Here is a 21,939-nt window from a genome sequence, read left to right as displayed (position 1 = left end):
TCACAGATTAAAAGGATTTTTATTTTAGAATAATTTAATCTGTGTTAATCTGTGAAATCTGTGGCAAATAAAATCTATTTTTTATTCTCAAAAACGGTTTCAAAATGTTCTACAATTGGAAACGGTTCATAATAATGATGCAAAATCTTTTTCCATTCCAAGTACGCTTCAGAAGTTCTGAAACCCACTGTGTGATCTTCAAGTGTATTCCAATCAACTAATAAAAGGTATTTGTTTTCGACTTCAAGACATTTTTCTAAACGATGTCCTAAATAACCATCGATTGAGGAAATATATTGACTTGCTTTTGCAAAATCAGCTTCAAATTGATGGGCTAATTCTGGTTTGACATACAGAAATGCAGCTTCTAGAATCATATTCAAATGAATTTTATCTGCTTGATTTGCTAAATCTGCCGAAAAAAATTATACTCTCGCAGATTTAGCAGATTTGGCTGATTTTATTTTTACTAATTTTTAGAAAACTTCGCTTCAAAAGTTTTAAAGCGATTATCTAAATCTTTAATTAATTGTTTTTTTACTGATGCATCTTGAATGAAACTGTAATTGATACTGTTATAAACGTATTTTTTTATCGTTTCGTAATTCACATCAGGATATCTTTTTGCTAGTAAAACATATTGTTCTGTCATATTGCTTCTTAAAATTCCTGCATCGTCTGTACTGATTACAATTGGTACATTAAATTCTTTGTAAAGCGTAAATGGATGTCTGTTTTCTTTTACTTTCAAAATGAACTCGTTGCTCGTTAAATTGATCTCAATTGGAATATTTTTTTGAGCCATATATTTCAACAAATCATACGAGTTGGCTTCGTAAGCCATATCAACTCCGTGACCGATTCTATTAGCGCCTGCCACATAAACAGCATCATTAATATGCCAAGTCAACTCTTCTGGCTGAACCAAACCTAAAGTCAATTCACCAGCGTGAAGCGTATATTTTACGTCTGGAAATTTAGCGTGACAGTATTTAAACATCACCATATGAAGCCAGTAATCTTTCATGGAAGTTTCTCCATGTTCCGGTGAAACAATATTTACGCCAGCAGTCAATTTACTTTCGCTTGACGAGATAAAAGCAATGACCAGATTTTTGAATAAATCTACCGGTTCCATAAAACGAAGTACAAAGTTTTGATAACGCATGGTGAATTTTTCATCATCCATTTTTAAATCTTTGTGCAGTTTTGCTATGAAATTAGTATTGAAATCGTCGGCATATTTTTTAGCATCTTTTTTCTGAAGTGATTTATACAAGTCATCTAAAAGTTTTAGAACCGCTTTTTCATCTTTTTGACTAGCTGCCTGACGAAGATTGGTATTGAAATCTGCCAAATCAGAAACGTTCATATCACATGGAATAGTCGATAATTGCGTTTCTATATAACTCACGTTTTCGGCAATGGCACGTTTTTTTAATTCCAGCATTCCTTCGGCAAAATGACCTGCAATTGTTGGTTCAAATTTCATGAAAGAATCAAAAAACTGATCGTCAGAAGGTACAGAGCCATTATAGTCTTTAATTGACCAAGTCTGCATGATCTGCTGTTCGTAATACTCTAATTTTCCTTTATTTTTAATAGATGAAAAGTTCTCCCAGTTTCCGTTTGCAGGTTTGGTTTTAGAAACTGCCATAGTTTCAAGATTCAAATAAAAGTCTTCTGCAATAGCTCTTTCTAAAAGCGGTTCTGCATAAACTGATCCTGAAAAATGATGGTGTAAATCGCCTCCTTTAGGCATTTGTTGGAAGAAAGCTGTTAAGAGAGCTTCATTATTTCTGATTTTTTCTAAATAACTCTCAGCCGATTGAGAAAAGCCGATTTGTGCTATAAAAAAACAGAAAAGCGTAATTATCCTTGTCATACATTAAGTTTAAATTACGCGCAAATATACGATTTTTTTTTGAGGTTCAAAGTTACATAGGTTCAAAGTTTAGGATATATGATTAATGGCAATTAAATAAAAAAGACGCACAGCAGTGCGTCTCTAAAATAAGCCTTTGTTCCTTTGTAACTTTGAACCTTTGTTACTTAAGAAAAAAGTACATCATGTATTTCAGGAACCTTATCAAAAACGCTTTTAGCAAAAGGACAAAGCGGAATAATTTTAAGATTGTTTGCTCTTGCATATTCTACAGAAGCCATAACCAGTTTTTTCCCAACACCTTTCCCATTAAAATCTGGACTTACTTCTGTATGATCGATTATAAATTTTGTATCTCCAGCCCAAGTATAGGTCATTTTTCCGGCCTCTTTTCCATCTTCAATTGCTTCAAAATAGCCTCGTCTTGTATCGTTTATTTGTTGAATTTCCATTGTAATTATATTAATGTCGTTTTAATTTCGATTGAATGTGTCAATGTTTTATGAATTGGACAGCTGTTTGCAATCGTTTCTAATCTTTGTCTTTGCGTTTCGTCTACTTCGCCTATTACTTCAATTCTTCTAGTAAATGAGGTACAATTTCGCTCTGAATCTCTTTCGAAATCAATTTTGATATTAATTTCTTCAACGTTCCATTGTTTGCGATTGATATACATTCGTAAAGTAATCAAAGTGCAAGAAGCCAATGAAGAAGCTAAAAGCTCGGTTGGATTTAAACCTAAATTTTTTCCGCCTAATTGCTGAGGTTCGTCTGAAATTAAAACATTTCCACTTGCTGAAGTGATTTCCGTGCGATACAAACGTGTATCTATTTTTGCTGAAATTGTATCCATAATTATTTAATTCTTGGTTCAGGTAATGGAACAAATTCGGTTTCGCCTGGAACTTTCGGAAAAGTTTGAGCAGTCCAGTCTTGTTTTGCTTTTTCGATGAGGTTTTTATCAGAAGAAACAAAGTTCCAAAAGATAAAATGTTCTTCAGGAAACGGTTGTCCACCAAAGATATAAACAGTTGAATTTGCAGCAATTTCGAATTCGCAAAGAGAAGCTTCAGTTGTAATTAAGATTTGTCTTGGGTCGTAAGTATGTTCGCCATTTTTGATACTTCCATCTAAAATATATAAACCGCTTTCGCCGAATAAATGATGTCCAATATTGATTTTCTTCGCTTCTTTGCTCTTAATTTCAATAAAATACAACGGACTATAAACAGGAACTGGAGATTTTTTGCCAAAAGCTTCGCCGGCAATTAATTTGTATGAAACGCCGTCTTCTTCCCAAGCCGGAATATCATCAGCTTCGACATGCGTAAAATTTGGATCCATTTGTTCCAATTCTTTTGGAAGCGCAACCCAAATCTGTAATCCGTGAAGCATTTTGTCTGAATGTCTTAAATATTCAGGAGTTCTTTCAGAGTGAACGATTCCTTTTCCAGCTGTCATCCAGTTTACAGCGCCTGGTTTTATTTCTAATTCTGTTCCTAAACTGTCGCGGTGCATAATGCTTCCTTCAAACAAAAAAGTTAATGTAGAAAGTCCGATATGCGGGTGCGGAGGAACATCCATATTTTCATGATCACTTAAATGCGCAGGCCCCATGTGATCGATAAATACAAATGGTCCGACAGCTCTTTTTTCACGGAAAGGCAATAATCTGCCAACCATAAAATTTCCAATGTTGGCAGAACGTTCTTCGATAATTAAACTGATATTTGACATGTGGTATTATTTGATTTGAAAACAAAATTACAATTGTGATAGAAATCTGTAACTTAATTTAGATTAAGAAAAGTTGTTTTTGGATTTATAAAAATAAGAAAAATCGTTGAGGTTATTTACTGCTTGTTTGATTAACAACAATCCCAGTTAAAATATGCTTTTTCAAACCTTTTATTGATTAAATCATCTTTATTAATGAAAAAGTTAGCAACTCCACTATCACCAAACATGATTTCTTCATCGGTATCTATCTGAAATAATAAAATATCATTTTTTGAATTTATATCATAGTCTCTAGGGTCACTTTGAGTAAAGTAAGCATAGCCTCCAATTTTGTGTCCACAATTATTGTCATAAATAAAATTTTCAAGTTCTTCTTTTTGAGACTTATTTAAAGTTTCTTCAAATTCCCAATAATTTAATCCATTAAATAAATAATCGAATCTAAAATCAGTAACACCACCATATTCAATTTCTGATGAAAAATTTAAACTATGTTCGCAATAAACAGGAAAATCTTCGTATAAATCTTCCGTTAAAAAATCAAAGTTAGTTTCATGATTTTTTATTTCTTCGTGATATATAATTTTATAATCATCCATATCGTACCAATCTTCACTTGGAATATAAAATTGCAGAATACCTTTTTCTGGATAATTTTCTAATCTGGGAATTTCAGAAAAATTTAATTGCGCCAATAGAACCATTGGTTTTCCGGAATTGTCTTTTGGATATTCAAATCCAATTGGTAAATAAGGTTTTCCTAAAAATTTACTTTGAGTAAAATTTAGAATAGTTTCTTTTTCTATTGGTTTTGCCTCAATTTTAATAAAGTCCAATTTGTACTTTAATAAGTCATTTTCAAATTCTTTTAAAAAGTCTGGAAAAATCATATTTTTTTTTTGTGTTATTTTATTTACAAATTTAAAAAATAAGTTCAAATTCCAAAACTTCACTCTCTGTTCCATTAATTATAATAGACAATTGATGAGTTCCCGCATGAAAAACACGCGTCGTAATCAATTTAAAAGACTGATTTCTTTCAATTTTCGTTAATTGATTCGGATGGTAGATTTTTTCACTGATTTTGAAAACTTTTTTTGCCAAATGTCCTTTTGCTTTTTTATAATGAACAGCATATTCTAAACGAACTGTTTTTGACTTTTCGTTTTTATTATTCAAGTGAAAATGAAACTGAAGATAATCTCCAATTTTTACAGTTGGCGTTTTGATTTCGAAAGACGAAAGTTCAATATTCGTACTTTCTAAACCATAATGACTTAGAATTTCAGGATGGCCTTGTTTTAGTAAAGTTCTACATCCGTGTTTGATAATTCCGTCCGTTTCTTTACTATGGCCTTTCCATCTTGAAGCGATTTCAAGAACAATTTCAGGATTATCTTTAGCAATATCATTTAAATTATTGGCAACGCTTCTGCGAACATATTCTGATGGATCATTTTTTAGGTTTTCTAAAATTGGAAGAATAGAAGAGGGATTTTTCTTCAAAAACGGAATCGCCATTGCCCAAGGCAATCTCGGACGTGAACCTTCACTCGCTAAACGACGAACATGATGATTTTCGTGCAATGACCATTTAATCATTTCTTCAATCATTTGCCCTTTATATTTTAAAATGAAAGGACGAACGGCAAATTCACAGCTTATAAATTGTGTTACAGAAACAAAGGCTTTCTTAGAAGTTTCAAAATCATCTAAACCGTACATTTCGATATAATCGGCAAAGAAGATGAAAGCCAGATTGCTATCGGCAAAATTATTTTGTCTTAAGTTTTCTATTATTTTATCGATTAAAGCAGCTGCTTCAGGAAAATTTTGAGGCATGAACTGATGAAAGACGACTGTCGTATGTTTCATTCTCTCTTTCCATTCTTTTAGAGCAAAATCTCCTTTGTAAATGGCGGAAATAAATTTTTGTCTGTCGAATGTTGGATAGACTTCAGCGACAGCTTTGCTAAAATTTTCGTAAAAAGAAACCGAGTAAATATCTTTAATTAATCCCATAATTTTGCTTGATTAAATTTCAAAGATATTTAATTGAACGCTTATTAATGGATTAAGTTTTGTTAAGAATTGTAACTTTATTTTTCTGAATATCTTAAAGGTTAAAAAAGAGATATTTAATGTTTTGTATAATTTTTCATGTTCTCGGAACTTTCAAATCCATAAAATAAGTTCTAATTTAGCATTATTATTAAAAAAAGAAAAATGATAAGCAAAGTTCAATTTCAAGCAGAATTAAAACTCTTAATAGAAAATGCCATAAGAGAAGATGTCGGACCAGGCGATTATAGTTCGCTTGCGTGTATTCCTGATACAGCTCATGGTCAGGCAAAGCTATTGGTAAAAGATCAGGGAATTATTGCTGGTGTTGAACTTGCCAAAATGATATTTGAGTATGTTGATCCGAAACTTAAAGTAAAAACATTTATTGAAGACGGTACGCGTGTAGAATATGGCGAAGTTGTTTTTGAAGTTTCTGGCAGCTCACAATCTATTTTAAAAGCAGAAAGAGTAGTTTTGAATACGATGCAAAGAATGTCTGCAATTGCTACAAAAACGAGTCATTTGATGAAGCTTTTGGAAGGGACAAATGCGAAGATTTTGGATACACGTAAAACAACTCCAAATTTTAGGGTTGCAGAGAAATGGGCTGTAAAAATTGGTGGTGGCGAGAATCATCGTTATGCTTTATATGATATGATCATGCTGAAAGACAATCATATTGATTTTGCTGGCGGAATTACTCGCGCTATTTCTAAAACAAAAGAATACTTGAAGCAGAATAATCTCGATCTTAAAATTATTGTTGAAGCTCGTAATTTGGATGAAATTAGAGAAATTTTATTGAGCGACGGAGTGCACAGAATCTTGATTGATAATTTTAACTATGAAGATACCAAAACGGCAGTAAATTTGATTGGCACAAAATGTCAGACAGAATCTTCTGGAAATATCAGTGAAAAAACAGTTCGCGAATATGCTTTGTGCGGAGTGAATTATATTTCTTCTGGCGCTTTAACGCATTCTGTTTACAACATGGATTTGAGCTTGAAGGCTTTTTAATGAAGTTATGAATTTTGAGTTTGATTTAAAAATCTAAACTCTAATATCTAAAATCAAAAATATATGTCGAAAGAGATAGAAGATCGGATTGAGAAACTGCCTGTAATACGCAATCTGGCCCGACTTTTTAAAAGAATAAAATTCCCTTGGTTAGAGGGATTTTCTTTGTATGATTTGCTCGAAATGTATACCATAGGAATTATTGATGGTGCATTTTCATATCATGCAAGTGCGGTTTCTTTTAGCTTTTTTATGGCTTTATTTCCTTTTGCACTTTTTATATTAAACTTAATTCCGTTTATTCCCATAGACAATTTTCAGGAAGATTTCTTGCAGTTCGTTCAGCAAAGCGTTCCGCCAAATACTTTTGATGCGATTAGTAAAATTATCAGCGATATTTTAAATAATAGTCACTCTGGTTTACTTTCGTCTGGATTTTTTCTTTCGATATTTTTAATGGCAAACGGAATTAACGGAATTTTAAGTGGTTTTGAATCTTCAAAACACGTTTTTGACAAACGAGGTTTTTTGCATCAATATTTAGTAGCTCTAGCTATTTCGCTCATAATGACAATAATTTTGTTTGTTACAGTGGCAACAATTGTTGTTTTTGAGGTTTTTATTCAAAAAACAATCATTCAAGATGTGCTCAGTGATCGTATTCCGCTTATTATTTTAGGGCGATATTTGTTTGTTGTTTTAATGATTTTGATAACATCTTCAATATTATTGCGTTATGGTACAAAGCAGTACAATAAAGTGCCTTTTATAAGCATTGGTTCTGTTTTTACAACGATCTTAATTGTTATATCTTCGTTCTTTTTTGGAATTTGGGTTATAAAATTTTCAAAATATAACGAACTTTATGGTTCTATTGGGACATTATTAATTCTAATGTTTTATATTTGGATAAACTGTATGATTCTGCTTTTGGGATTCGAATTGAATGCTTCTATCAGAAAATTAAAACAAAAAAAAGAAAAATAATATGAAAAATTTGATGCTAACTATCGGAGTGTTCTTCTTTGCCCTGACCATGCAAAGTCAAAATGTAATTGGAAAATGGAAAACCATTGACGACGAAACAGGAGAAGCCAAATCGGTAGTTGAGATTTATGAGAAATCTGGAAAAATATACGGGAAGATTGTAGATATACTTCGCGAAGGCCATAAAAAAGATGTTTGTGTTAAGTGTGACGGTGCCGAAAAAAACAAGCCAATTTTAGGAATGGTTATTATAAACGGACTTAAAAAAGACGGTTCTGAATATAACGGAGGAACAATTTTGGATCCCACAAGCGGAAAAAAATACAAATGTTATGTGACTTTAGAATCTGCAGATAAATTGAAACTTCGCGGTTATGTTGGAATTTCTTTAATGGGAAGAACACAATATTGGACGAGGGTTAAAAATTAATTAAAAACTAAATGCGAAAATTAACTTCGATAATTTTATTCTTAGTTACGGTTTTAAGTAGCTTCGGACAATCTAAGAATTCGCCATTACCAATAAGTCATCTAATAGGTGACTTTTATGTTTATAAAACGTTTCATGATTATAATGGAACGCTGATTTCTGCCAATGCCATGTATCTAGTTACAGATAATGGTGTTGTGCTTTTTGATGCGCCTTGGGATAAAAGTCAGTTTCAGCCTTTATTGGATAGCATAAAAGCAAAGCACAATAAAGAGGTTGTAATGCTTTTTGGTACGCACTCTCATGAGGATCGTGCAGGCGGATTTGATTTTTACAGAAAAAAAGGAATCAAAACATACTCAATTAAATTGACAGATGACATTCTGAAAAGTAAAAATGAACCAAGAGCTGAATTTGTAATTCCGAATGATACTACTTTTACTGTAGGCCAATATAAATTTGAAATGTATTATCCTGGCAAAGGACATGCGCCAGACAATATTGTAGCGTGGTTTGCAAAAGATAAAATTCTGTACGGCGGATGTTTTATAAAAAGCGCTGAAGCAAAAGATCTTGGATATTTAGGAGATGCCGATGTTAAGGAATGGGAAAAATCTATTAAAAAGGTTCAGTCCAAATTTAAAAATCCAAAATATGTTATTCCAGGGCATGATGGCGGAACAACCAATAAATCTATAAATCATACTTTGAAGCTAGTTCAAGATTATAATCTTTCAAATAAAGCCTCTCTTAAATCTGGCCAGAAATAATTTTTCGGCCTATAAAAATTTTGCATGCATTTTATCGAAGTCATTTTACCGCTTTCTTTAGCTAAGACATTTACTTATCGAGTTTCTGAGGCTGAATTTCATTTCCTTAAAAAAGGAATGCGGGTTGCTGTGCCTTTCGGTAAAAGCAAAATATATACAGCACTTGTTTTGGATGTTCATGAAAATGCTCCAACATTGTATGAAGCCAAAGAAATTCATCAGATTTTAGACGAAAAACCAATTGCTACTGAAATTCAGATTAAGCACTGGCTTTGGGTGGCAAGTTATTACATGTGTGGTATTGGCGATGTATATCGTGGAGCTTTTCCAAGCGGATTACTATTGGAAAGTGAAACTATTATTTCGCATAAACCTGATGTTGCCGTAAACGACAGCGAACTTTCTGATGATGAGTTTTTGATTTATGAAGCTTTGCACCATCAGAGTTCTTTAAAAGTTCAGGAAATTGTTTCAATTTTAAATAAAAAAAATATACTTCCGATTCTGCAAAAATTGATTGCTAAGGATATTATTTTTTTGGATGAAGAAATAAAAGAAACTTACAAGCCTAAATTGGTTCGATATGTAAAATTGCATTCACAATATGAATCAGACAATGGTTTGGAAGAGCTGTTAGCTGTGTTGAAAAATGCCAATAAACAAAGAGAAATTGTTTTAACTTATTTTCAAATCAGTGCTTCAGAAAAAAAGCCGATAACAGTAAAAAAGCTTACAGAGGCTTCAAATGCAGGATCGGCAGCTGTCAAATCTCTAATTGAAAAGGAAATATTTGAAGAGTACTATTTGCAACATGACCGAGTTGTATTTGATGGAGAAAAAACAGAAAAAGAGTTAAAGTTAAGTGTAGCTCAGGAAAAGGCTTTTTCTGGAATAAAAAACAGCTTTTTGGAAAAAGAAGTATGTTTGCTTCATGGAGTTACTTCGAGCGGAAAGACCGAAATTTATATTAAATTAATTGAGGAATATTTACAGACTGAAAAACAGGTTTTGTATTTGCTTCCAGAAATAGCGCTTACGACGCAACTTGTTTCGAGACTGCGTCTTCATTTTGGGGATAAAGTTGCGGTTTTTCATTCTAAATATAGTAATAATGAAAGGGTTGAGGTCTGGAGACAAACGCTTGAGAATTCGCCAAAAGCACAAATCGTAATAGGAGCAAGATCAGCTTTGTTTTTGCCTTTTAACGATTTGGGATTATTAATTGTTGACGAAGAGCACGAACAGACTTTTAAACAGACGGATCCTGCGCCAAGATACCATGCGAGAGATGCAGCGATTGTTTTGGCTAATTTTCATAAGGCTAAAGTACTATTGGGTTCAGCAACACCTAGTATAGAAACTTATTTTAATGCACAAAATGATAAATACGGATTGGTAACTCTTTCTGAGCGTTATAAAAATGTTCGTTTGCCTGAAGTGGTTTTGGTTGATATAAAAGACAAACATTTCAGAAAAAGAATGACAGGGCATTTTAGTGATCTTTTAATTGAAGAAATTGCTGAATCATTGTCATTGGGCGAACAAGTTATTTTGTTTCAAAACAGAAGAGGATATTCGCCTATAATTGAATGTATGACTTGCGGTCACGTTCCACATTGCCAGCAGTGTGATGTTAGTTTGACTTATCATAAACACAAAAATCAGCTTCGATGCCATTATTGTGGCTATTCAATTGCAAAACCAACTAATTGCCACAACTGTTCGAGCATAGATTTGACAACAAAAGGTTTTGGTACAGAACAAATAGAGCAGGAGTTGTCTTTACTTTTTCCTAAAGCAAAAACAGCCAGAATGGATCAGGATACAACGCGCGGTAAATTTGGTTTTGAAAAGATAATAGATACGTTTAAAAATCGTGAAATTGATATTCTAGTTGGCACACAAATGCTAGCCAAAGGGCTTGATTTTGATAATGTAGGTCTAGTTGGAATTATGAATGCTGACAATATGCTTCATCATCCCGATTTTAGGGCTTTTGAACGTAGTTTTCAGATGATGACTCAAGTTGCGGGAAGAGCTGGACGGTCAGAAAAACAAGGTAAAGTTGTTATTCAGACTTACAATCCAAATCATAATACAATTCAGCAAGTTACAGATCATAATTATATAGGTATGTATAAAGAGCAGTTGTATGATCGACAAATTTATAAATATCCGCCTTATTTTAGAATTATAAAGCTTACGCTAAAGCATAAAGATTTTGATAAACTGAAAGAGGGAGCGATGTGGCTATATCAGGTTTTGAATCAAAACTTAGGAATGCCAGTTTTAGGGCCAGAAGAACCAGCGATAAGCAGAATACGAAATGAATATATCAGAACTATATTAATTAAGATTCCGCAAAATCTTCACTTAGGGAATACAAAAAAAACTATTCAGAAAATGCTGAATAGTTTTGAAGCTGTGGCTCAGTATAGAGCTATAAAAGTTGTGATTAATGTAGATTTCTATTAAGACGGCATAATTAAGAAGAAGTTGAAAGTGCTTTTACAAGATCTTCTTTTTTGTTTCGGCTTAAAGGTATTTTGGTAATTCCTATTTCAGCAAATTTACTATTAAAGCGCTCAACCTTATCTATATTAATGATATAGGATTTGTGAACACGGATAAATTTGTCTTTGGATAAATCATTTTCAAAAGATTTCATAGTAGAAAGTACCAGATTACTGTCATCTTCCGTTACTACTCTTACATAATCTCCAAAAGCTTCAATCCATTTTATTTTTGAAGTAAAGATTTTAAGTTTTTTAAGATTACTTTTGATGAATATATGTTCGCCTTCTTCTTCTTTGATATCTTTTTTAAGTAAATGCATATCAATTGCCCTTTTTACAGAGGCATTAAAACGATCTACTGCAATTGGTTTTTGAAGATAGTCGGTAGCATCATAATCGAAAGCTTTTAATGCATATTCGGCTTTAGAAGTGATAAATATAATCTGCGGTTTTGATTTTAATCCGTCAAGAAAATCAAAGCCGTTAATAACTGGCATTTCTATATCAAGAAATATTAAATCGATATTATTTAATGAGATACAACTTTTTGCTTCAATTGCATTAGAAAAATCCCCGATTAAATGCAAGCCTGGGTGATTATTAACCAATTTGGCAATAATTGTCCTTTGTATAGAACTATCATCTACGACAACACAATTTAGTTTCATAACATTTAAATTTAGAATAAATTCAGGATAGCAGTAGTAAATGTATTATTTTTTTGTAAAAAAAACTAAACTTGGAGCATCTTTTTTGCATTATGACGAATAAAAGGAAAAAACTGTTGCATATATAAATTAAATGCTTACTTTTGCACCCAATTTTAACAAATAAATTTTTTATTTATGAATCATTATGAAACTGTTTTCATTTTAAATCCCGTTTTATCTGAGGTTCAGGTGAAGGAAACAGTAACGAAATTTGAAGAATTTCTTACTAGTAGAGGAGCTGAAATGGTATCGAAAGAGGATTGGGGCCTTAAAAAAATGGCTTACGAAATCCAAAACAAAAAAAGTGGTTTTTATCACTTATTCGAATTCAAAGTAGCTGGAGAAGTTCTTTTAGCTTTTGAAACTGAATTCAGACGTGATGAAAGAGTTATGCGTTTCTTAACTGTAAGTTTAGATAAACATGCTATTTCATGGGCTGAGAGAAGAAGAGCAAAATTAAAATCTACTAAAGCGTAATTATTATGTCTACAATCGAGCAATCTGCAAAAGGAAAAAAAGACGGAGATATCAGATATTTAACGCCTTTAAACATTGAAACTAACAAAACTAAAAAGTATTGCCGTTTCAAAAAATCAGGAATCAAATACATCGATTATAAAGATGCTGATTTCTTATTGAAATTCGTTAACGAGCAAGGAAAAATTCTTCCTCGTCGTTTAACTGGAACTTCATTAAAATACCAAAGAAAAGTTTCTGTAGCTGTAAAAAGAGCTCGTCACTTAGCTTTAATGCCATACGTGGCCGATTTATTAAAATAGTATAAAAATCTAGTCGCTGGTTTCTGTTCAAGCAGAACCTAACTTCTAAAATATAAGGACAACAACATGGAAATTATTTTAAAACAAGACGTACAGAACTTAGGATTTAAAGATGATGTAGTATCTGTAAAACCTGGTTACGGTCGTAACTTCTTGATTCCTCAAGGTTTTGCTACTTTAGCAACTCCTTCTGCTAAAAAAGTTTTAGCTGAAAACCTAAAACAAAGAGCACACAAAGAAGCTAAAGTTGTTGCTGATGCTAAATCATTGGCTGAGGCAATTAAAGCTCTTGAAATTAAAATTTCTGCAAAAGCTGGTGGAGAAAAACTTTTTGGTTCTATCACAAACATCGACATTGCTGAAGCTTTAGAAAAATCTGGAAACGCTATCGATAGAAAATTCATCACTAGTGGTATCGTAAAACGTACTGGAAAATACAGTGCAAGTATCCGTTTACACAGAGATGTAATTGTTGAGTTACCATACGAAATTGTTGCTGAAAAGTAATAGTTTTAAAATCTATATTAAAATCCCGATGTAAATCGGGATTTTTTTGTTTAATATAAAACTGACATTAATAATTAGATTTATAGCTGAGGCTTAGAGCTTACAGCATAAACATAAAGCTTAAAAAGGAAATGAAATACGCAAGACTAACAAAAGAACAATTTGACGAATTACACGCTGAATTTGCAAGTTTTTTGGCTACACAAGCTATAGATAGGAAAGAGTGGGAAGAGCTTAAAACTAATAAGCCGGAAGTAGCAGAACAGGAACTTGATGTCTTTTCGGATTTAATTTGGGAAGGTGTATTGTCTAGGGCAGAATATTTAGAGCACTTTTCTAAAAGCCATATATTTTTGTTTCATTGTTTTGATACTTACATTCAATCGATTGTTTTGAAATCACTTTCTTTGGATGTTGATTTTTTGACAAAAGAAGGGCTTCAGTGGTTGAGTGATAATATGTTTACTGAGAATATCGAAATGAAAGTAGGGAAAAAGGTGTTTACAGAAGAGCGTAATTTTTCAATTTTTGAATTGATTAAACAAGGTGCTTTTTTAAGTGACGGCCAATTATTCAATCAAATTAACACAATTATAGAATCTTAGTTTAAGTTTAAGTAAGCTTTTAGAAGGCAAGCAGTTATTAATTAAATGCTTGTCTTTTTTTGTTTTTTAACTTTTGTTCAATCTTTTTGTTGTTTTTTGCCCCGTATTTCTACGCGTTTTTTTAAAATTCTTTAAACTTTTTTAAAATTTAAGTTTTTTAGAAAAACATGAACATGTTTGGCCTTAATTACGGATAGTTTTACCGATAAATCAATCTAAATTGTAAGAATATGCTTTAATTATATCGATTTAACATATTTTGTTTAATATTTTGTTTAATGAGTAAATAACAATTAATTTATGTTAAATGTAGCGTTTTTTCTAATGTTTTTGGCGACTTGTAATTTTGAAATTAAAGTTTCATGAATAAATTATAAGAATTTTATTCTTGTTTTATGTTTTTGTTTTTCCTAATTTTAGGTAACAAAAGTTAAACAAAGTTTTTCTTTTGGTTTTTTAAGCAAAAAAGATTGAATTATTTTTCTTTTGCTGTTGAGATTGAAATTATAGAAAATTAAATAATAACTTAATAAGTCTGTGTATGGAATTGACAATTACTTTCTTTATCAAATTTACTTTAGTTGTTTCCTTTGTTTTAGCTTTATACTTTATCCTATTAAGCTTGCTTCATCTCAGCAAAATTTTTAATCGTTATACGACATCTAATTTTTTTTCAAAAGGTTTACATTTTAGTTTGCTCTCTTGTAGCTGCCCCATTTTGCGGGCTGATTATAAGGAGCAATAATTTTATTGGATATAAAGAGATTCATATTAGCTTTTGCAAGCTAGATAGTTTAGAATGCCTAATCAACTTTCTAATAAACGAATCGACATATATATAGAATCCCCATTCTACTTTAAATTAAAATTTTCGTTATGAAAATTAGGCCTGCAACAAATCACTCCTCTAGGGAAATTGACTGCAATCATTTTTCCTCAAAAAATGCGGAATTTATTTTGTCTCTTGAAGATAGAATATGTTCTCAGGTATATTTAGATATACCGAATTCAATATTTTTTTTATTAAAACAGAATTCAGTAGCTTTTTTATAAGTTACTAGGATTTGTTTTAACTGTTTGATTTTTAATTGATTGTTTATTGCGTAGGTGCTCGCACTTACTGCAAGAGGTGTTTTATTGTCCATTTTCTAATCTTCCAAATTATGAAAAAAAAATTTACTTTTTGTAGTCTCAATCCTCAAATGAGATTATTAGGACTTTTAATGTTATTCTTTATATGCACTAATGCATTCTCTCAGACTATTTGTAGACCTGTGTCTCAGACAAATAGTGCGGGAGGAGGGCTTTTGTGTTTAGGAGTAGATGTTAATAGTCCTGCCAATGCTTTTGATAGCGCTGGCTTATCTACTTATGCGACCTTATCAAATGGTATTGCAGTAGCTGGGTGTTTTGCAGAAGAAACATTGACCTTAAATCAAACTGCCCGAGCCGGTGACCAAGTTGCAATATACATTGGTACTGGCAACGGATTACTTGATTTAACTTTGTTGTCAAATGCAACAGTTCAAGCTAAAAATTCGGGAACCAATGTCGGTTCAAGTGTGGCATTAAATAGTCCGCTTTTGAATTTGAATTTGCTAAGCGGCAATACTGTTGCCGTTGCAAAATTTCCTATTACGGGTGATACCAACCAAATTCAAATTCAAGTTGGAGGAGGTTTGTTAGCTCTTCTAACAAGTTTAAGAGTTTACGATGTTAGACTAGAATTTGCTCAGCCAACCGTAACAGGCGGTTTATCACAGACTGTCTGTTCTGGAGTTCCGACAACTCTTACCGCAACACCTGCAGCAGGTACTACCCTAGCTTGGTATAGTTCTGAGTTTTCTACGGCAGCTTTAGCAGTAGGAAATACGTATACAACTCCTGCTTTAACAGCAAATACTACATATTATATAGGAATAACTAGAGCTGCAGGATGCGAAGGAAATGTTCGTGTGCCTGTTGTTTTAAATGTTTCTAATCCAGTTGCCCCAGCAATTAGTAACACGGGGCTTACAGTTTGTTCTACAGGAGCGACACAGCAGACTACTTTATCAGTTGTAAATCCTGTTCCAGGAACAACTTATTCTTGGTACTCTGCTTCAACTGGAGGGCCTGCATTAGCAACAGGTACAACTTATTCACCTACAGTTCCTTTAGGGACTACTCCATTTTTTGTAGAAGCTTCTATTGGAAGCTGTATAAGTAATAGAATACAAACGAATGTTGTTTCTACAGCTGTTCCTGCTACACCAACAGTTTTGACGCAAAGTGTAACAATACAATCTGGTCAGAATGCAACGTTAAATGCAACAACTTCAGAAGTTGGGGCACAATTAAATTGGTATGAAACGGCCACTGGCGGAACAGCGGTTGCTACAAATACAGCCACTTTTACCACGCCAATTTTAACAGCTACTAAAACCTATTATGTTGAAGCGCAAAGTCCAAATGGAAATTGCGTTAGTGCAACTAGAGAACCAGTTACTGTAACGGTTCAGCCAGCAGCTTTAGGAGGATGTCTTGAAGCCAGCAGTCAGGTAACTAGCCAAGTGGGAATATGTTTATTGTGTAATGCTACAAATCCGAATTTCTCCGTAGACGGAAATCCTGCAACTGCAGCAAGACTCACTATTCCTGTGAATGTATTAGGATCTATGCAGCAAACATTGCAATTTACTAATCCTGGAAAAGCAGGAGATCGTGTTGATGTTGACTTAGAATTGCCAGGAGGTTTAGCCGATGTTCAGTTGCTAAGCGTAATTAGTTTGGCAACCTACAATGGGGCGACTTATAATAATGATAGAGTTGCGATTAATAATCCTCTAATTACTTTGCAATTATTAAGTGGTACTAAATATAGAGCTAGCATTACAGCTGGTGCCAATTTTGATCGTGTAGAGGTTCGTTTAGGAGGAGTTTTAGGTCTTTTAACTAATTTGGACATTTATCAGGCAACTTACCGATATAAAGACCCTGCGATTACTGGAAATACTACTATTTGCAGTGGGGCAACTACCACTTTAACTGCTGCACTAGCAGTAGGGGAAACAGTTAAATGGTATAATGTTCCTACGGGAGGCACTTCATTGGCTTCGACAGCGTCTTATATAACGCCAGCTTTAACTGCACCAGCGACTTATTATCTTGAGGTTACGAGAAATGGCTGTGTGAATAGTGAAAGATCATCGGTTCAAGTTTCAATTGATAATCCTATAGCACCAGCTGTCACGCCTACTCCAGTGAATCTTTGCGCTGGACAGACATCTACTATTACAGTACAAGCACCAGTGGCTGGAGCTACTTATAATTGGTATAATACAGGCGGAAATTTAGTGTTTACAGGCAATGTCTTTACAACTCCAGCATTGAACGCAACTACAGATTATTTTGTAGAGGAGGTAATAGGAAATTGTTCGAGTCCAACTCGCACTAAGGTTACACTTAGTGTCAGCCCACTACCAGCCGCACCTACTGTAGCATCGTCAACAGTAGTTATTCAGTCAGGACAGGTAGTGACTTTACAAGTTTCTAACCCTGTTTCTCAAATTGCTTATGACTGGTATGATGTGCCAACTGGAGGACCAGCTCTCGTAACTAACAGTCCTAGTTACACACCATCACCAGCATTAACAGCAAACAAAACATTTTATGTTGTTGCCAGAAATACTTCTGATTGTTTAAGCAGTACTAGAACAGCAATTAATGTTGTGGTGACACCTCCAGCAGCAATTACTTCTTGTTTACGACCTTTCCAGCAAACCATTTCTACAAATGGATTATGTATTGGCTGTACAGCCGTTTTAGGCACTGAAGGAAATTCGGTAGACAATGATTTTGATACCGCAACAACTCTTCAAAATGTAGTTGGAGTAGGAGCTTACATACAACAAAAGCTTGATTTTTCAAATTTAGGATTTCAGGGAGATATTATTGAAGTGGAACTTGGCTTGCCAACAGGCGTTTTAGATATTGGCGCTCTTTCGTATATCGCTTTAGAAAGTTATAACGGAGGAACAAATAATGGTGATGGAGGTTCTATCAACAATCTTTTAAATGTGCAGCTTTTAGGGGGAAATCGTTTTAAAGCTAGCTTTGTTGCTGGGTCTGACTTTTCTGGAGTTCAAATACGTTTAGGAGGCGTTGCTACAGTTTTAAGCGAATTGGATATTTATGGTGCTTCATTTAAATATAAAGCAGCTGCTATTACGGGTATATCACCTGCAATTTGTTCTGGACAGTCGGCAAATTTAACTGCTACTACTACTGCAGGAGATACGATTAATTGGTATGCTGACGCGAGCGGTGGAACTGCTTTAGCAACTAATACAAGCACTTATAATACTGGTGCATTAACAGTAACAACTACTTTTTATATAGAGGCGGTAAGAGGAATATGTATAAATAGTGTTCGTCAGCCAGTTACTGTTCCTGTTTTACAAATCCCAACAGAGGCAAATATTGTAATAGCAAGTCCGATTGAAGCTACTTGTACTGGAACAGCGGCTGTAGCACCTACTTCAACAATTGCAGGAGCTACATTTAAATATTATAAAGATCAAAATAAAGCAACAGAAATTGTAGATGGAAGTATAGATGGAAGTATAACATTTGCAAAAGACCCTATTACTGGTGATCTTTCATTAACTGGTTTGACCGCTTTGAATTCTCCTTACAATTTATATATATCTGCAGTGAATGGAGGTACTTGTGAGAATGTGAATGGAGATTTAAAACAAGTAACAGTTAATTTCCCTTCAACAACGTCTTTAACTGTTATCGCTACTCCATTGCAAGCTTGTGGAAGTGCTAATTTAGTAAATGCAATCACTAATTTTGATTCAACAGGAGCGACTATTTATACTTTTTATGATCCTTCAAATAATGTGATAACTGCGGATGCTGCAGCTAATATAACAGTAAGCGGGGTTTATTCAATAGAAGCACAGCTTGCTGGTGACACTTGTCCTTCAGCTAAACAAACTGTAACGGTGACAATTAATGCTTTACCAAGTTTGATAGTTACTAATCCGCAAGAATCTGTAAATGTTGGAACAGATGTTCCATTAAATGCAGTTTCTACAGGAACAATTACTTGGTTTGATCCACAAGGAAATCCAATTGCTGGACCTCCATTTACAACGGGGCCATTAAATATCCCTGGAATATATACTTATACCGCAGTTGCAAGTGACGGAATTTGTACTGCAACTGCCACTAAGGTAATCAATGTGATAGACCTTACAAGCTGTCAAAACTTAACAGAACGAGTTTATGCTTCTACACAGTCTGATGGCAGAATAATCATTGGAACTGTTACAAACGGTGCTAATGCAGTAGATGGAAATCCCCAGACATTCTCAACAATTACTACAGGTTTGGGACTTTTGGGAGTTGGTACAACATGGCAAAATTTAAACTGGTCAGCTCCTATTGCTAAAGGTACTCCAGTAACGGTTAAATTAGGATCTGAATATAGTTTATTGGCTGTTGGAGAGAACTTATCGGTAGTAGGAACTATCGGAGGAAATCTTATTGGAGCAATGCAGCCTGTGTCAGGATCGCTATTAAAATTAATTTCAGGAGATAATACTTATGAATTTACTTTTGTTCCTTCCGATGCATCTGGTCCGCAAAATTATGATGGTATTCGTATTGTGTCTTCTTCACTTCTAAGTGTTGCACAAAACACAAAAGTATTTGAGGCTTATTATAAAAAGCCAGTTACAGCTGTAACATGTACTCCGGGAGATATTCAGGATATATTTTATGGAGCAACAGACATAAACCTTCCTGTGGGCGCAGCAACTGCTTTAATAGGAGTGAGTGATGCTTGGAATGTTGCTGACAATGATGTGACTACTTTTGCAACAATGTATAGCGGGGCAGGAGTTTTAGCAGCTGCAGACTTAACGGTGCAATTTAAAACACCTTCTGTTCTTAGTGATACTTTAAGAATTGTGGTTTCTAAACCAGGCACTCTTTTAAGCGTGAATCTACTTACAGGGTTTTCAGTGCAGCGTTATTTAGGAAATGTGGCAGTTGGTGCTCCAATCCAAAATACAAGTACTTTATTAAGTATAAAATTATTGCCAGGAAATACATTGGCAATGGTATTGGTTTCTTCTCCAACAGAAATTTATGATAGAGTTAGAATTCGTTTAGGAGGGGTTGCAGGAGTGTTAGATTTCTTAAGAGTTCATACTGTAGAAAGAACAGCTAACACAACTGTTATAGGTGCAGATCCGCAGAATAAAATAACGGTCTGTCCAGGAACGGATATTACGCTCCAAATACCCGAAGTGGCTTGTTCTACTTATCGATGGTACGATGCAGAGACAGGAGGAAACTTAGTGGCTACTGGACCTACTTTTACAGTGCCAGATAATTTAACTGCAGGAATTTATAGATATTATGTACAGCCAGTTCGTTATGGTTGCGAGAATTACGCGAGAGGAGAAGTTACTGTTGAAGTAAAAGCTTCTGCTCCAGTAAATGCTTTGACAGATATTACTTTAAACGGAGGAACAGCAACATCAATTTGTTCTGCTTCTGGAACTGTAACTTTAGCAACAAGTTTAAGCGGAACACCAGTTTTAACAAATCCTGTTTATCATTGGTATCGTTTTGATGGAACAACAAGTCAATTAATTCCAGGTGAAACAACTGCACAATTGATAGTAAATGGATTGACTCCAGGAACTTATACTTATTTTGTTGGAGTGAGTTCAGATGAATTGTGTGAAACTGCAGCTGCAGATAGAAAACAAATTACATTCACAATATTGCCTCCTTCAGTAGTAAATGATATTTTAGTTGATGATACAACGGTTTGTAATGGAGTTCCAGCGATATTAACGCCTTCAGCACCATCATTGTCAAGCCCAGTATTCACTTGGTATTTAGATGCTAATAAAACACAGCCTATTACAAATGGAGATGTTATTGCAGGAGTTACTTATACTATAGATGTTGCCGGTGTTTTAACCGCTTCAGGTTTAACAAAAGCAGTAAGTCCTAAAACATATTATGTTGCTGTTGCAAGCACTAATACTTGCGAAAACTTAGCAGGAACATTACAAGATGCAGTAATCATTATTAGTGATCCAAATACACCGACAACTACAGAAAGTACTCAGAATTTCTGTTTATCTTCTTCGTCTACAGTTGCAAATATTCAAGTAAATGAAAGCAATGTAATTTGGTATGATGCTGATACAGGAGGAAACGTAATTGCTTCAACTACTCCATTAGTAAGCAGAATTTATTATGGAGCTGCAACTGATGCAGTTACTGGATGTGAAAGCTCAGTAAGATTAGAAGTAACAGTAAATGTAAACGATCCGGGAACACCGACATTGGTGACCGCGGGAACACAAAATTTCTGTTTGGCAAATGCGCCGACATTTGCAAGCATCCAAACTAATGAAACAAATATTGTCTGGTATACGGCTTTAACAGGCGGAACATTGATTCCATCTACGACAGCTCTAACAACAGGCCAGTATTTTGCGGCTATCTCAGATCCGACAACTGGCTGCGAGAGCGCTGCAAGACTGACAGTTGATGTGATTGTAAATGATCCGGGAACACCGACATTGGTGACTGCGGGAACACAAAGTTTCTGTAAAGAAGACCTTCCGACATTTGCCAGCATCCAAACTAACGAAACAAATATTGTTTGGTATACAGCTGCAATAGGCGGAACATTAATTCCATCTACTACGGCTCTAACAACAGGTCAGTATTTTGCGGCTATCTCAGATCCTGTAACAGGCTGCGAGAGCGCCACAAGGTTGACGGTTGATGTGATAGTTAATGATCCGGGAACACCAACATTGGTTACTGCAGGAACGCAAAACTTCTGTTTGGCAAATGCTCCTACATTTGCAAGCATCCAGACAAATGAGACTAATATTGTTTGGT

At 34.1% G+C, this 21,939-nt stretch carries 18 protein-coding genes; 10 read left to right on the top strand and 8 right to left on the bottom strand.

Features of this window, described 5'->3' with window-relative positions; all coding sequences use genetic code 11:
• Positions 1–74 precede the first annotated feature (74 nt).
• The 7 genes from ABXT06_RS20530 to ABXT06_RS20500 form a co-directional block, all read right to left on the bottom strand.
• Positions 75–377 (bottom strand): antibiotic biosynthesis monooxygenase family protein, encoded by a 303-nt coding sequence (locus tag ABXT06_RS20530; protein WP_354592407.1) that lies wholly within the window; start codon positions 375–377, stop codon positions 75–77.
• A 92-nt stretch (positions 378–469) separates the two neighbouring features.
• Positions 470–1,885 carry an adenosine deaminase gene (locus tag ABXT06_RS20525; protein WP_354592406.1) on the bottom strand — a complete coding sequence of 472 codons (1,416 nt, stop codon included), beginning with the start codon at positions 1,883–1,885 and terminating at the stop codon, positions 470–472.
• A gap of 167 nt (positions 1,886–2,052) precedes the next feature.
• The gene (locus tag ABXT06_RS20520) at positions 2,053–2,337 is read right to left on the bottom strand and encodes a GNAT family N-acetyltransferase (protein ID WP_354592405.1); all 285 of its coding nucleotides are present in this window, start codon (positions 2,335–2,337) and stop codon (positions 2,053–2,055) included.
• Between the two features lie 5 nt (positions 2,338–2,342).
• Entirely contained in the window at positions 2,343–2,738 is a 396-nt protein-coding gene (locus ABXT06_RS20515; protein WP_111376967.1) for an OsmC family protein, read from the bottom strand.
• Between the two features lie 2 nt (positions 2,739–2,740).
• A complete protein-coding gene (locus ABXT06_RS20510) occupies positions 2,741–3,622 on the bottom strand; it encodes a pirin family protein (protein ID WP_354592404.1) in 882 nt (293 codons plus the stop codon).
• A 131-nt stretch (positions 3,623–3,753) separates the two neighbouring features.
• Positions 3,754–4,578, bottom strand: a complete 825-nt coding sequence (locus ABXT06_RS20505) for a YwqG family protein (protein WP_354592403.1) — start codon at positions 4,576–4,578, stop codon at positions 3,754–3,756.
• Positions 4,547–5,647, bottom strand: a complete 1,101-nt coding sequence (locus tag ABXT06_RS20500; protein ID WP_354592402.1) for a DNA alkylation repair protein — start codon at positions 5,645–5,647, stop codon at positions 4,547–4,549. Before ABXT06_RS20500 ends, ABXT06_RS20505 begins: the two co-directional genes overlap by 32 nt.
• Before the next feature lie 204 nt (positions 5,648–5,851).
• Here ABXT06_RS20500 and nadC point away from each other — a divergent pair, with 204 nt between their 5' ends.
• The 5 genes from nadC (at position 5,852) to priA (ending at position 11,371) form a co-directional block, all read left to right on the top strand.
• Complete coding sequence (gene nadC, locus ABXT06_RS20495) at positions 5,852–6,709, top strand: carboxylating nicotinate-nucleotide diphosphorylase (protein ID WP_354592401.1); 858 nt, start codon at positions 5,852–5,854, stop codon at positions 6,707–6,709.
• 63 nt (positions 6,710–6,772) lie between these two features.
• Complete coding sequence (locus ABXT06_RS20490) at positions 6,773–7,696, top strand: YihY/virulence factor BrkB family protein (protein WP_354592400.1); 924 nt, start codon at positions 6,773–6,775, stop codon at positions 7,694–7,696.
• A gap of 1 nt (position 7,697) precedes the next feature.
• A complete protein-coding gene (locus tag ABXT06_RS20485) occupies positions 7,698–8,126 on the top strand; it encodes a DUF2147 domain-containing protein (RefSeq protein WP_354592399.1) in 429 nt (142 codons plus the stop codon).
• 11 nt (positions 8,127–8,137) lie between these two features.
• Positions 8,138–8,896 (top strand): subclass B1 metallo-beta-lactamase, encoded by a 759-nt coding sequence (gene bla-B1-FLAV / locus ABXT06_RS20480; protein WP_354592398.1) that lies wholly within the window; start codon positions 8,138–8,140, stop codon positions 8,894–8,896.
• A gap of 24 nt (positions 8,897–8,920) precedes the next feature.
• Positions 8,921–11,371 (top strand): replication restart helicase PriA, encoded by a 2,451-nt coding sequence (priA, locus tag ABXT06_RS20475; RefSeq protein WP_354592397.1) that lies wholly within the window; start codon positions 8,921–8,923, stop codon positions 11,369–11,371.
• 10 nt (positions 11,372–11,381) lie between these two features.
• On the opposite strand, the gene ABXT06_RS20470 is transcribed toward priA, so the two are convergent.
• On the bottom strand, positions 11,382–12,080 hold the full coding sequence (locus tag ABXT06_RS20470; protein ID WP_008463025.1) for a LytR/AlgR family response regulator transcription factor: 699 nt from the start codon (positions 12,078–12,080) through the stop codon (positions 11,382–11,384).
• Between the two features lie 177 nt (positions 12,081–12,257).
• On the opposite strand from ABXT06_RS20470, the gene rpsF reads away from it, so the two are divergent.
• The 5 genes from rpsF to ABXT06_RS20445 all read left to right on the top strand — a co-directional run.
• Entirely contained in the window at positions 12,258–12,599 is a 342-nt protein-coding gene (rpsF, locus tag ABXT06_RS20465; RefSeq protein WP_068842999.1) for a 30S ribosomal protein S6, read from the top strand.
• A gap of 5 nt (positions 12,600–12,604) precedes the next feature.
• A complete protein-coding gene (gene rpsR / locus ABXT06_RS20460) occupies positions 12,605–12,901 on the top strand; it encodes a 30S ribosomal protein S18 (protein ID WP_002987043.1) in 297 nt (98 codons plus the stop codon).
• Between the two features lie 66 nt (positions 12,902–12,967).
• A complete protein-coding gene (gene rplI, locus ABXT06_RS20455) occupies positions 12,968–13,408 on the top strand; it encodes a 50S ribosomal protein L9 (RefSeq protein WP_177210020.1) in 441 nt (146 codons plus the stop codon).
• A gap of 131 nt (positions 13,409–13,539) precedes the next feature.
• On the top strand, positions 13,540–14,013 hold the full coding sequence (locus tag ABXT06_RS20450; protein WP_354592396.1) for a DUF6495 family protein: 474 nt from the start codon (positions 13,540–13,542) through the stop codon (positions 14,011–14,013).
• 1,163 nt (positions 14,014–15,176) lie between these two features.
• On the top strand, positions 15,177–21,939 hold a 6,763-nt coding region (locus tag ABXT06_RS20445; RefSeq protein ID WP_502909069.1), incomplete at its 3' end, for an Ig-like domain-containing protein.

The sequence above is a fragment of the Flavobacterium sp. UW10123 genome (assembly GCF_040538975.1).
Classification (GTDB): Bacteria; Bacteroidota; Bacteroidia; order Flavobacteriales; family Flavobacteriaceae; genus Flavobacterium.
The sequence above is the reverse complement of the archived record's forward strand: the minus strand, read 5'-3'. Positions and strand labels throughout refer to the sequence as shown.